The following is a 12719-nucleotide window of genomic DNA, read 5'->3' as shown; positions in this document are numbered from 1 at the left end:
CCCCCGCCCCCGCCTCCGCCGTCGTCCGGCCGTGCCGCCGTCCTGTGCGGGCTGGCGGGCTGGCTCCCCCCGCGCGTCCTGACCAACCAGGAGCTCTCCCGGCGGCTCGACACCAGCGACACCTGGATCAGGACCCGTACCGGGATCGGCCGGCGCCACCACGCCGAGCCGGGCCAGGCCACCTCCGACCTGGCCGTGCACGCGGGCCGCCGGGCGCTGCGGTCGGCCGGCGGCGAAGGCGCGGACGCCGTCGTCGTCGCCACGACGACCCCCGACCGCTCCTGCCCCGCCACCGCCCCGTTGGTGGCCGACCGCCTCGGCCTGACCGGAGCCGCGGCCTTCGACGTCGGCGCCGTCTGCACCGGGTTCGTCTACGGACTGGCCTCCGCCGCCGGGCTCATCGCGGCCGGGGTGGCCGAACGCGTGCTGCTGATCGGCGCGGACACCTACTCCACGATCGTCGATCCGCACGACCGGACCAACGCGATCATCTTCGGGGACGGGGCCGGGGCCTTCGTCCTGCGCGCCGGGCGCCCCGGCGAACCCGGCGCCGTCGGCCACTTCGACCTCGGCAGCGACGGCGCCGGCGAAGAGCTGATCATGGTGGCCGCGGGCGGCTCGCGGCAGCGGTCGGCACCCGGCGACATCGCCCCGCAGGATCGTTACTTCAGCATGCGCGGCAAGGAGGTCTACCGCCACGCGGTCACCCGCATGGCGGGATCCGCCCGCGCCGCGCTCACCCGGGCCGGCCACCAGGCCGGCGACGTCGACCGGCTCGTCCCCCACCAGGCCAACCTGCGCATCCTGCGCTCGGTGGCGGAAGACCTCGGACTGCCCCCGGAACGGCTGGTCACCAACATCGAGTCCGTGGGCAACACCGGCGCCGCGTCGATCCCGCTCGCCCTGGCCGACGCGGCCGCCCGGCACACCGTCCGGGCGGGCGAACGCGTCCTGCTCACCGCGTTCGGCGGCGGACTCACCTGGGGGTCCTGCCTGCTGACGTGGCCCGCCCTCTCCCGGATCGACCCCCCGTACGGCCCTCCGTACGGCCCCCCGTACGACACCGAAGGAACACAGGAGCCATGAGCGCCACCTACGACCGGCTGGTCGAGATCGTCACGAAACTGCACGACGCGCCGGGCGACCGGATCGGCCCGGACGCCACCTTCGCCCAACTGGACGTCGACTCGCTGACGATGGTCGAGATCGCCATGGGCATCGAGCGCGACCTCGGCGTCCACATCGACGACAGCGAGCTCCGGGAAGACCTCACCCTCGGCGCGACAGCCGAGCTCGTCGACTCGAAGCTCGCCCGGTAGCCACCGCCGCCACCGCCACCACGCCTCCCCGAGAGCAGGGACCATGAAGATCAAGGAAGTCACGGACAGGGAAATCGGCGCCACGGTCGAGGGGTTCGACCACACCACCGCCTCCGCCGAGGACATCGGCGCCGTCAAGTCGGCCGTCTACACCAGGAAGATCGTCGTCCTGAAGGACCAGGACCTGACACCCCGGCAGTTCCTGGAGCTCGGCAAGCGGTTCGGCCGGCCGGAGACGTACTACGAGCCGATGTACAAGCACCCCGAGGTGGAGGAGGTGTTCGTCTCCTCCAACGTGCCGGAGAACGGCAGGCAGATAGGCGTGCCGAAGACCGGGAAGTTCTGGCACGCCGACTACCAGTTCATGCCCGACCCCTTCGGCCTGACGTTCATCTATCCGCAGGTCGTCCCGGAGAAGAACCGGGGCACCTACTTCATCGACATGGGCAGGGCGTACGAGCGGCTCCCCGAGGACCTGAAGAGGGAAGCGGCGGGCACGTTCTGCCGGCACTCGGTGCGCAAGTACTTCAAGATCCGCCCCACGGACGTCTACCGGCCGATCTCCGAGATCATCGAGGAGGTCGACACCAAGACGCCGCCGGTGGTGAAGCCCACCGCGTTCGTCCACCCCATGACCGGCGAGACCGTCCTCTACATCAGCGAGGGCTTCACCATCGGCATGGAGGACCGGGAGGGCAGGCCGCTGGAGACCGACCTGCTCCACCGCCTCTTCGAGGCGACCGGCCAGCTCGACGACACGTTCACCCACCCCAACATCCACCTGCAGACCTTCGAGAAGGGCGACCTCCTGGTCTGGGACAACCGCAGCCTGATCCACCGCGCCCGGCACACCGCCACCCCGGAGCCGACCGTCTCCTTCCGGGTGACCGTGCACGACGAGCGCAAGCTCTACGACGAGGCCGCGTGAGCATGCGGACACCCGAACGGCACGGACCGACGCACGACCGCGAGTACGGCGGCGACCCCGACCCCGGCGGCGACCACGGGCACCTCGGCGACGGCGGTGGCGACCACGGGTACGACCGCGAGTACGGCAACGACGGCGACCTCCTGCCCCGCGTCCTGCGGCCGTACAAGGCGCACTGCAGGTACCTGAGGTCCGCGGCGGTGGGCGTCCGGGGCGGCCGGGTGACCGCGCGCTGCGAGCTGGCCGTCCCCGAGTCCTGCTACATCGACGACACCGGCCACCTCAACGCCGTCGAAGTCACCATCGCCTACAACCAGATGATGTACTACACCGTCGCCAAGGCGGTGAAGGAAGGGCTGCTGGAGGAGTTCGCCCGCTGGACGCTGGACGACTACTGGCGCCACCAGCTGCCCGACATCCTCATCGCCCGCTTCGGCGGGAACTTCCGGCGCCCCATCGACGCCCGCTCCTTCTCCGGCGAGATCGACTTCCTCTCCGTGGAGCGGCGCTCGCCGGGCGGAAGGCCGCTGCTCACCGCCGAGACCGCCTACCGGTACTGGGACGACTCCGGCGGGCGGTGCGACGGCACCGTGAAGCTCGCCTTCGTCAACGCCCCGTAGCGACGGCGACCGCGCCCCGACCCCGCCGGACCCGACCCCGCCGGACCCGACCCCGGCGTGCCGCCGTGCCCGGCGGCGGCACGCCTCCCGGCGGCACCGGCGACGGACCGGGGCACGCCGCGAAAGCATCCGGAGCACACACCCGGAACACACACCCGGAGCGCACCGAGAGCGCACCGAGAGCAGACCGAGAGCAGACCGAGAGCAGCCCCAGAGCAGACCCAGAGCGCACAAGCAGATCGAGAGGCAGGCCCGCACATGGCCGAACCGGCCGAACCGCCCGTACCCGGGACACCCGGCGACGGGCCGCACCACCCCCGGCCCAGAACGCTCGTCGACACCGCGCGCCTCCACGCCGCGGACCGCCCGCAGGTCACCGCCGTCGTCTGCGAGGACCGCGGCCTCAGCTACGCGCGACTGCACCGCGAGAGCAACCGCGTCGCCCACGCCGTCCGCGCCGCCGGGGCGGCCCCCGGCGCCCGGGTCGCCTACCTGGGCAAGGAATCCGAGCACTACTACGAGATCCTCTTCGGCTGCGCCAAGAGCGAGACCGTCCTGGTGCCCGTCAACTGGCGCCTGACCGCCCCGGAGGTCGGCCACATCCTCCAGGACTCCGGCAGCGAACTGCTCTTCCTGGAGGAGGAGTTCGCGCCGCTCCTCGACCGGCTGCCGACCGCGCCGCCGAAGACGGTGGTCCGGCTCGGGGCGGCCGGCGGCTTCCACGCCTGGAAGGCGGAGCACCCGGACACCGAACCCGCCTCCTCCGCCACCCCGGACACGCCCGTGGCGCAGCTCTACACCAGCGGCACGACCGGCCTGCCCAAGGGCGTCGTCCTGGCGCACCGCAGCTTCTTCGCCGTCCGTGACGCCCTGGCGGCCGAACGGCTCGACTGGATCGACTGGCGCGACGGCGACGTCGCCCTGGTCGGCATCCCCGGATTCCACGTCGGCGGCCTGTGGTGGGCCACCCAGAACTTCAACGCGGGCACGACCGTGGTCGTGATGCGCGCCTTCACCCCCCGGGGCGCGATCGACCTCATCCGGGAGAAGGGCGTCACCACCGCCTGCGTGGTCCCGGCCATGCTGCGCATGATGCTGACCGAACCCGGTACCGGACCGGACGACTTCACCACCCTCCGCAAGATCGTCTACGGCGGCTCGCCGATCTCCGAGGCCCTCCTAGAAGAGAGCCTGGCCGTGTTCGGCAGCGAGTTCGCCCAGATCTACGGCCTGACCGAGACCGGCAACACCGCCGTGTGCCTGCCGCCCGCCGACCACGTCCCCGGCCACCCCCGGATGAAGGCCGCGGGCCGCCCGTACCCGGGCTTCCGCTGCAAGGCCGTCGACCGCGACGGCGGGGAGCTGCCGCCCGGCGCCGTCGGCGAGATCTGCCTGTCCACCCCGGCCCGCATGGTCGAGTACTGGGGCCTGCCCGACAGGACCGCCGAGACCCTCGTCGACGGCTGGGTCCACACCGGGGACGCCGGGTACGTCGACGAGGACGGCTACGTCTTCATCCGCGACCGCATCAAGGACGCGATCCTCGTCGCCGGCGAGAACGTCTACCCCGCCGAGATCGAGAACGCCCTGGAACGCCACCCCGGCGTCGCCGAGGCGGTGGTCGTCGGCACCCCCGACGAACGGTGGGGCGAACGCGTCCACGCCTTCGTCGTCCCCGTCGCCGGCCGGGAACCCGCCCCGGGGGACCTGCACCGCTTCCTCGCCGACCGGCTGGCCGCCTTCAAACTGCCCGCGGCCTACGAGTTCATCGACCGCGTACCGCGCAACCCCAGCGGGAAGATCCTCCGCCGGGAACTGCGCGACCGCTTCTGGAGCGGCACCGACCGCAAGGTCAACTGACCGGCACCCGGCACCCCGCGCGGCCACCGGGCCCGCGCGGCCACCAGGAGAGGACACCATGCCCGAGCCCCTGACCCTGGACGCCTTCCGCACGGACCTGGCGGAGCTCCTGCACCGGCGGCCCGACGAGGTCGACCTGGAGGAGGACCCCCTGCACGCGGGCCTCGACTCGCTGCGCATCGCCACCCTCGCCGAACGCTGGCGGGACACCGGCGTGGAGGTGGGCTTCGTGGAACTCGCCGAACGCACCTCCTTCGCCCAGTGGTGGCGGCTGCTGTCCGAGCGCCAGGCGGGAGCGACCCGTGACGACACCTGACCCGCGCACCACCCGCCACCCCCTGCTCGCCGCGCAGGAGGGCATCTGGGCGGGCCACCAGCTCGATCCGGGCAGCCCCGCCTACAACACCGCCGAGTACGTACGTATCCACGGCGCCGTGGACCCGGCGGCCTTCGAGAAGGCCCTGCGCCACGCCGTCGCCGAGGTCGAGGCCCTGAACGTCCGCTTCGTCACCGACGGGACGGGCCGCCCCTGGCAGGTGGACGCCCCCGGCACCGACTGGGCCCCCCACGTCGCCGACCTGACCGCCGAACCCGACCCGCACGCCGCCGCCCTCGCCTGGATGGCCCGGGACACGGCCCGCCCCGTCGACCTGGAACGCGACCCGCTCTTCGGCCACGCCCTGCTGCGCGTCGCACCGGAGGAGTACCTCTGGTACCACCGGGTGCACCACATCGCGCTCGACGGGTTCGGCCTGTCCCTGGTCGCGCGCCGCGTGGCGCGGGTCTACACCGCCCTGGTGGAGGGCGCCCCGCTCGGCGCGAGCGGCTACGGCACCCTGGAGTCGGTCCGGCGGGAGGAGGAGGCGTACCGCGCCTCGGAGCGCTTCGCCGAGGACCGCGCCCACTGGATGCGGCGCTTCGCGGACCGCCCGCGGGTCGCCTCCCTCACCACCGGACAGGCCCTGCCCGCCCGCACCTTCCTGCGGAGCGCCGTCGACCTGGATCCCGACGAGACGCGGCGGCTGCGCGCCGTCGCCCGGGAGGTCTCGGCGACCTGGCCCGACCTCCTGCTGGCCGCCACCGCCGCCTACGTCCACCGGGTGAGCGGAGCCGACGAGACCGTGCTCAGCCTGCCCGTCATGGGCCGCCTGGGATCGGTGTCCCTGCGCGTGCCCTGCATGGTGCGCAACGTCCTGCCGCTGCGCGTCGCGGTGGGCGAACGGGACGGCCTGCGCGACCTGGCCGCCAGGGTGGCCGCGGAGGTCCGCGCCGGCCTGCCGCACCAGCGGTACCGCTACGAGTGGATGCGGCGCGACCTGAAACTGGTCGGCGGCGGACGGCGGCTGTCCGGACCCGGCGTGAACATCATGCCGTTCGAGTACGACCTGCGGTTCGCCGGACACCGCAGCACGGTCCACAACCTCTCCGCGGGCCCCGTCGACGACCTCGCGGTCAACGTGTACGACCGCGCCGAGGGCGCGGGCCTGCGCGTCGCCGTCGACGCCAACCCGCACCTCTACGACGAGGCGGACCTGGCCGCGCACCGGCAGGGGCTGCTGGACCTGCTGCGGGAGGCCCTCGCCGCGCCGGACCGCCCGATCGGCCGGCGGCCCCGCACCGTCCTGGACGGAGGCCCCCTGCCCCACCCGCCCCGGCCCGTACTCGACCTCGTCACCGGCCACGCCGCCCGGCACGGCGGCGCCACCGCCGTCGAACACGACGGGCGGAGCGTCACCTACGCCGAACTGCTCGCCTCCGCACGCCGCCTCGCACGGCGGCTCACCGCCCGGGGGGCCGGCCCCGGCGCCGTGGTGGCCGTCGCCCTGCCTCGCGGCATCGACGCCGTCACGGCCGTCCTCGGCGTCCTGCTCTCGGGCGCCGCGTACTGTCCGCTCGACCCGGCCGCACCGGAGACGAGGACCCGCACCCTGCTGGACGGCCTGCGGCCCCTGCTCGTCCTCACCCGCACCCCGCACGCCACCCGCTTCAGCGGCCACCCCGTCCTGCCCCTCGACACTTCGGACGGGGGCACGGGGGCACAGCCGGGCCGGAGCGGGGACGCGGGGGTGCCGCCCGTACGGGATGAGGACACCGGAGCCCCACACGCCCCGGACGGGAGCACCGAGGGCATCGACGACACCGATGCCCCCACCACCCCCACCGTGGCGCTGGGCGACCCGGCCTACGTCATCCACACCTCCGGGTCCACCGGCCGGCCCAAGGCCGTGGAGGTCGGCCACGGCGCGCTGGCCGCCTTCGTCGCCGGCGCCTCCCACCGGTACGGCCTGCGGCGCGAGGACCGCGTCCTGCAGTTCGCGCCGCTGCACTTCGACGCCAGCGTCGAGGAGATCTTCCTGACCCTGTGCGCCGGCGCCACGCTCGTCGTGCGCACCGACGCGATGACCGAGTCGGTGCCCGGCTTCCTGCGCGAGACCGACCGGCTGCGGATCAGCGTGCTGGACCTCCCCACCGCCTACTGGCACGAACTGGCCTACGCCCTGTCCACCGGCGCCGCCACCCTCCCCGACGGGGTGCGGACCGTCGTCATCGGCGGGGAGGCCGCCCTGCCCGACCGCGTCGACCGCTGGCTGAACACGGTCGGCACGTCAGTACGCCTGTTCAACACCTACGGCCCCACCGAGGCCACGGTCGTCGCCACGGTCGCCGCGCTCCACGAGACCGCCCCCGGCTCCGGCGACGTGCCGATCGGGCTCCCGCTGCCCGGCACGCGCGCGGCGGTCGTCGGCGGCGAACTCCACCTGCTCGGCGACGCGCTGGCCACCGGCTACCGCGGCGCGGACGCCGACGACGACGCCCGGTTCGCCCCTCTCGACCGGCTGCCCGGCAGCCCCCGCGCCTTCCGCACCGGCGACCTGGTGCGCCTCGGGGACGACGGGCAGTTGCGGTTCCTCGGGCGGGTGGACGACGAGTTCAAGATCAGCGGACACCGCGTCCACCCCTCCGAGGTCGAGGCCGCCCTCCTCGCCCAGCCGGGCGTCCGCGAGGCCGCCGTCGTCGGGCAGGTCCTGCCGGACGGGACGCGGCGGCTGGCCGCCCACGTCGTCGCGGACGACCCGCCGCCCACCGCCGCCGACGTACGGGAACGGCTGCGGGCCGTCCTCCCGGCGGCGATGGTCCCCTCGGCCGTGGAGTTCACCGACCGGCTGCCCCGCACCGGCACCGGGAAGATCGACCGGAAGGCCCTCGCCGCCACCGAGCACCGGACCTCCCCGGCCACCGGGACGGCGGGCGGCCCGGAAGAGGTCGTTACCCGCCTGTGGGCCGAGGTCCTCGGCGTCCCGCACGTCGAGCCCGACGACGACTTCTTCGACCTCGGCGCCCACTCCCTCCAGGCGATCCAGGTCGCCAACCGGCTCGGCGTCGAACTGGGCCGGGAGGTCCGCGTCGCCTGGCTCTTCGAACACCCCACGGCCGCCGGGCTGGCCCGCCGTCTGCGACGGCGCGAGGACGCCCCGGCCGCCCCCTCCGCCGATCCCTCCGCCGATCCCTCCGCCGGGACCGCGTCCGCCCCGACTCCCGCCGGGTCCGGCCCGCTTCAGGCCGATCCCGCCCCTGCCGCGTCCGTTCCGTCCGTCCCGCCCGCGTCCGTCCTGGCCGACGCCGTCCTCGAAGACGACATCCGCCCCGCCACCCCGCCCGGTACGACCGGTACGGCCGGTACGACCACCTTGCCCCCCACGACCACCTCACCCCGTACGGCCACCTCACCCCGTACGACCTCCCGCCCGGCCGCCCCGCCCCGCACCGTCCTGCTCACCGGCGCCACCGGCTTCGTCGGCCCCCACCTGCTGACGGAGCTGCTCAGGGCCACCGACGCCGAGATCGTCTGCCCGGTCCGGGCGGCGAACCCGGCGCAGGCGGCCGACCGCGTCCACCGGGCCCTGGCCGACCAGGGGCTCCCCGCACCCGCGGACGCCGGGCGGATCACCGCCGTCCCCGCCGACCTCGCCCGCCCGCACCTGGGCCTCGGCGCCGACCGGTTCGCCGAACTGGCCCGGACCTGCGACGCCGTCGTCCACAACGCCGCGACGGTCAGCATCATGCGCGAGTACGCCAGCCTGCGCGCCGCCAACACCGGCTCCACCCGCCTGCTGCTGCGGATGGCGTCCGCCCGCTCGATTCCCGTCCACCTGGTGTCGACCCTGTCCGTCGCGCCGCCCCGCGGCCACAGCCCGGAGGTGCCCGAGGCGTTCCTCCCCCCGCACCCGGGGCTCCTCACCGGCTACCAGCAGTCCAAGTGGGCCTCCGAACGCCTGCTGGAGCAGGCCGCCGAACGCGGCCTCCCCGTCACCCTGCACCGCCTGGGGCGCGTGGTGGGGGCACCGGACACGGGCCGGGTGAACCGGCGGGACTTCCTGTGGAGCGTCCTGGCGGCCGGCATCCCCGCCGGCATCGTGCCCGACCTGTTCGAGTCGGAGGTGTGGACCCCGGCGGACTACGTCGCCCGGGCCGTCGTACGGCTGTCCCTGACCGCCGCCCCCGGCACGGTCTTCAACCACGCCCCCGTCGCCCCCGTGCGCCTGGCCGACCTGTACGACTGGGTGCGGGAGTACGGGTACGCCGTCGAGCGGCTCCCGCTGGAGCGGTGGCGCCGGGAACTGCCCCGCTCCGCCGACGTGGCGGCGACCACCGGAGCCTTCTTCGACTCCCTCGCCGCCGACGGCACCCACGGCAGCGACGGCCACGGTCGTGAGGAGGGTGGGGGCGACACCGGCCCGGACCTCTCCCTCGGCCGCGTCCGGGCGGACAACGTGCTGCGCGGACTCGAGGGAACCGGCATCCGCTGCCCGCAAGCGGACCGCGCGCTGGTGTTCCGGTACCTGGACCACTGCGTGGAAAGCGGAATCCTCCCGCCCCCGCCCGGGGGAACACCCGGCACCCCGGGAACCCGGGGCGGTTCCGCGCCGACTACCTGAGCGAAGTCCCCCGTCCCGAGGAGCCCGAGGAGATCGCGTGCCGACGAAACGTCCCGCTGCCGCAGCCCTGGCCGGAATGCTCTGCCTGGCCACCGCGGCGTGCGGGGCCTCGCCGTCCCCGGCGGCCGACGCCGCGACGGGCCCGAGCGCCCCCGGATACCCGGTCACCCTCGACAACTGTGGGCGGACCACCACGTACACCAAGGCCCCGAGCCGGGTGGTCGTCATGAACGGCGCCTCCGTCGCCGAAGTCTCCTCCCTGTTGGCCCTCGGCCTCGGCGACCGCATCGTGGCGAACGGCCAGTCCTACGGGCGCTCCGAGGTCCCGGGCCGGGCCGAGGCCATCAAGAAGCTCCCCACCGGCGGCGTCACCCCCAACGACGCCTACGACGTCCCCCGCGAGGCGATGCTGGGCCTGAAGCCGGATCTGGTGCTGTCCACCACGTCCTACGGCTTCGACGCCAAGAACGGCTTCGCGACCCGCGACGACCTCAAGGCGGTCGGCGCCAACGCCTACGTCTCCCCGCAGGGCTGCGACCAGGACACCTCCCGCATGACGATCGAGGACAGCCACCGGCTCCTGCGCGACCTGGGGAAGATCTTCAACGTCCCCGACCGCGCCGAGAGGATCATCGCCGAGTCCCGGCGGCGCATCGCCGACGTCTCGGCGAAGGTGGCCGAGGCGAAGAAGGCGGAGGACTCGAAGGGGCCGAAGGCGGCGAAGGACTCGAAGGGCGGCGGGACCCCCAACGTCATGGTCGTCTTCTCCAACATGAGCATGGGCGGCAACGACTTCAGCGCCGTCGCGGCCCGCGGCATCTGGAACGACGTCCTCGCCAGGGCCGGCGGCCGCAACGCCTTCGCCTCCGCCTCCGCCTCGAAGACCACCTTCGCCGACCTGAGCAAGGAGGCGGTGGCCGCCGAACGGGTCGACGCCCTCGTGGTCATCAGCTACAACGACCCCGACCCCGAGGCGTACGCCCGCAAGCTGCTCAAGGAGTTCCCCCAGTGGCCGGCCGCGAAGAACAAGCGCTCCCTCGTGCTGTCCGACTCGATCTACCTCGGCCCCAGCAACCACCTGGCCGTGGAGAGGATCGCCCGGATGCTGCACCCGGACGCCTTCGCAAGCGCCCCGGACGCCTCCCGGCCCGCCCCGGCCGGCACAAACGGCTGAACCCCGCCCTGGTACCGGTGGTACTGGCCGTCGCACTCGCCGGCGCCATGATCGTGGCCATCGGCATCGGCGCCGTCACCGTGCCCCCGGCCGAGGTGGGGCGGATCGTCTGGCACCACCTGACGGGCGCCGGGGCGGTCGCGGACCCGGCCGTGGACCAGATCATCTGGAGCTTCCGCACCCCGCGCGTCGTCCTGGCCGCCCTCGTCGGCGCCGGGCTGGCCGTCGCCGGCGTGGTCCTCCAGGCCGTCGTCGCCAACCCCCTCGCCGACCCCTACGTACTCGGCGTCTCCTCCGGCGCGTCGCTCGGCGCCGTCCTCGTCATCACCCTCGCCGGCGGCGCCCTCGGCGGGCTCGGCGTGTCCTCGGCCGCGTTCCTCGGGGCCGCAGCCGCCGCGGCCCTGGTCTTCCTCCTCGGACGGAAGCGGGGGCGCCTCGCCCCCACCCGCCTGGTCCTCTCCGGCGTCGCCGTCGGCTACCTGTTCCTCGCCGCCACCAGCTACCTCCAACTGCGGGCCACCCCGACCGAACTGCGGACGGTGATGTTCTGGATGCTGGGCAGCGTCGCGGGCGCCAAGTGGGAGCAGCTGCCCGTCGTCACCACCGTCGTCCTCACCATCACCGGCGCCCTGGCCCTCTTCGGCCGGCGGCTCAACGCCCTGCTCGCCGGCGACGAGTCCGCCACCGCGCTCGGCGTCGACGTGCACCGGCTGCGCGCGGCCCTGCTCGCCCTGTCGTCCCTGGTGACCGGCACGGTCATCGCCGTCGCCGGCGGCATCGGCTTCGTCGGCCTGATGATCCCCCACCTCGTACGCCTCACCACCGGCGCCGACCACCGCAGGCTGCTGCCCCAGGCCGCCCTGGTCGGCGCCCTCTACCTGGTCGTCGTCGACCTGCTCTCCCGCACCGTCAACCGCCCCAACGAACTGCCCCTCGGCATCCTCACCGCCCTGTTCGGGGCGCCCTTCTTCCTGTGGCTGCTGCGCCGCAACAAGAGCCTGGACGCCGTATGAAGCTCACCGTGGACCGGATCCACATCGAACTCGGCCGCCGGCCGATCCTCCACGACGTGACCCTGGAAGCCCGTCCGGGCGACGTCGTCGGCCTCATCGGCCCCAACGGCAGCGGCAAGTCCACCCTGCTGCGCACCGTCTACCGCTCCCTGCGCCCCCACCGGGGCGCGGTACGGGTGGACGGCGACGACGTGTGGGACCTGACCGCCCGCACCGCCGCCCGCCGCACCGCCGCCGTCCTCCAGGACACCGGCGGCAACCCGGCCGGCCTGAGCGTCGCCGAGGCGGTGGCCCTCGGCCGCACCCCCCACCACGGCCTCGTCGGCCGCGACAGCGCCGAGGACGTCCGGGCCGTGGCGGAGGCCCTCGACCTGTGCGGGATCGGGCACATGGCCGAACGCGAGATCACCTCCCTGTCCGGAGGTGAACGCCAACGCGTCCTGCTGGCCCGCGCGCTCGCCCAGCGGCCCCGGCTCCTCGTCCTCGACGAGCTCACCAACCACCTCGACATCCGCGCCCGCTTCGAACTCCTCGACCTCATCCGCGCTACCGGCGTCACCACCCTCGCCGTCCTCCACGACCTCGACCTGGCCGCCCGCCTGTGCGACCACCTCGTCGCCCTCCACCACGGCCGGGTGGTCGCCGCGGGCCCGGTCCTGGACGTCCTGACCCCCGCCCTCCTGCGCGACGTCTTCGGCGTCGCCGCCACCGCCGACCGCCACCCCGACGGCATCATCCGCATCACCTACGAAGCCCACCCCCTCGCGCCCCAGCGCCCGGCGCGGTCCGGGACCGTCTGACGGCCCCGCTGGGGCGGGGGCCGGTCGGCGGGTCGGCCGTCGCAGGATACGACAACTTACGTGTAACT

At 74.1% G+C, this 12719-nt stretch carries 10 protein-coding genes; all 10 read left to right on the top strand.

What is annotated here, in order from left to right; genetic code table 11:
- A partial coding sequence (locus tag MW084_RS02500) for a beta-ketoacyl-ACP synthase III (RefSeq protein ID WP_420833725.1) occupies nt 1-1086 on the top strand: 1086 nt, incomplete at its 5' end.
- Nucleotides 1083-1319: an acyl carrier protein gene (locus tag MW084_RS02495; protein WP_010468664.1), complete on the top strand. Its 237-nt coding sequence runs from the start codon at nt 1083-1085 to the stop codon at nt 1317-1319. The genes MW084_RS02500 and MW084_RS02495, both read left to right, overlap by 4 nt.
- A gap of 43 nt (nt 1320-1362) precedes the next feature.
- A complete protein-coding gene (gene scoE / locus MW084_RS02490; RefSeq protein ID WP_010468666.1) occupies nt 1363-2247 on the top strand; it encodes a (3R)-3-[(carboxymethyl)amino]fatty acid oxygenase/decarboxylase in 885 nt (294 codons plus the stop codon).
- Between the two features lie 2 nt (nt 2248-2249).
- The gene (scoD, locus tag MW084_RS02485) at nt 2250-2867 is read left to right on the top strand and encodes a (2E)-enoyl-ACP glycyltransferase (protein ID WP_010468668.1); all 618 of its coding nucleotides are present in this window, start codon (nt 2250-2252) and stop codon (nt 2865-2867) included.
- Between the two features lie 258 nt (nt 2868-3125).
- Nucleotides 3126-4727, top strand: a complete 1602-nt coding sequence (locus MW084_RS02480) for a long-chain-fatty-acid--CoA ligase (RefSeq protein WP_010468669.1) — start codon at nt 3126-3128, stop codon at nt 4725-4727.
- 58 nt (nt 4728-4785) lie between these two features.
- Nucleotides 4786-5043 carry a phosphopantetheine-binding protein gene (locus tag MW084_RS02475; protein ID WP_010468671.1) on the top strand — a complete coding sequence of 86 codons (258 nt, stop codon included), beginning with the start codon at nt 4786-4788 and terminating at the stop codon, nt 5041-5043.
- Nucleotides 5030-9664, top strand: a complete 4635-nt coding sequence (locus MW084_RS02470; RefSeq protein WP_010468673.1) for a non-ribosomal peptide synthetase — start codon at nt 5030-5032, stop codon at nt 9662-9664. The genes MW084_RS02475 and MW084_RS02470 overlap by 14 nt, the downstream gene beginning before the upstream one ends.
- A gap of 37 nt (nt 9665-9701) precedes the next feature.
- The gene (locus tag MW084_RS02465; RefSeq protein WP_106428016.1) at nt 9702-10838 is read left to right on the top strand and encodes an ABC transporter substrate-binding protein; all 1137 of its coding nucleotides are present in this window, start codon (nt 9702-9704) and stop codon (nt 10836-10838) included.
- Nucleotides 10839-10885: 47 nt separating this feature from the next.
- Complete coding sequence (locus MW084_RS02460) at nt 10886-11851, top strand: FecCD family ABC transporter permease (RefSeq protein ID WP_029553295.1); 966 nt, start codon at nt 10886-10888, stop codon at nt 11849-11851.
- Entirely contained in the window at nt 11848-12651 is an 804-nt protein-coding gene (locus MW084_RS02455; RefSeq protein WP_010468676.1) for an ABC transporter ATP-binding protein, read from the top strand. The genes MW084_RS02460 and MW084_RS02455 overlap by 4 nt, the downstream gene beginning before the upstream one ends.
- Nucleotides 12652-12719 lie beyond the last annotated feature (68 nt).

It is taken from the genome of Streptomyces sudanensis (assembly GCF_023614315.1).
In the GTDB taxonomy this organism is placed as follows: domain Bacteria; phylum Actinomycetota; class Actinomycetes; order Streptomycetales; family Streptomycetaceae; genus Streptomyces; species Streptomyces sudanensis.
Note: the sequence above shows the minus strand (reverse complement) of the source record. Positions and strands in the feature narration are given on the sequence as shown.

What these genes read in the sequence shown, in the direction of transcription:
- MW084_RS02495 (WP_010468664.1), top strand. Translation starts at nt 1,083, where the DNA reads ATGAGCGCCACCTACGACCGGCTGGTCGAGATCGTCACGAAACTGCAC.
- scoE (WP_010468666.1), top strand. Translation starts at nt 1,363, where the DNA reads ATGAAGATCAAGGAAGTCACGGACAGGGAAATCGGCGCCACGGTCGAG.
- scoD (WP_010468668.1), top strand. Translation starts at nt 2,250, where the DNA reads ATGCGGACACCCGAACGGCACGGACCGACGCACGACCGCGAGTACGGC.
- MW084_RS02480 (WP_010468669.1), top strand. Translation starts at nt 3,126, where the DNA reads ATGGCCGAACCGGCCGAACCGCCCGTACCCGGGACACCCGGCGACGGG.
- MW084_RS02475 (WP_010468671.1), top strand. Translation starts at nt 4,786, where the DNA reads ATGCCCGAGCCCCTGACCCTGGACGCCTTCCGCACGGACCTGGCGGAG.
- MW084_RS02460 (WP_029553295.1), top strand. Translation starts at nt 10,886, where the DNA reads ATGATCGTGGCCATCGGCATCGGCGCCGTCACCGTGCCCCCGGCCGAG.
- MW084_RS02455 (WP_010468676.1), top strand. Translation starts at nt 11,848, where the DNA reads ATGAAGCTCACCGTGGACCGGATCCACATCGAACTCGGCCGCCGGCCG.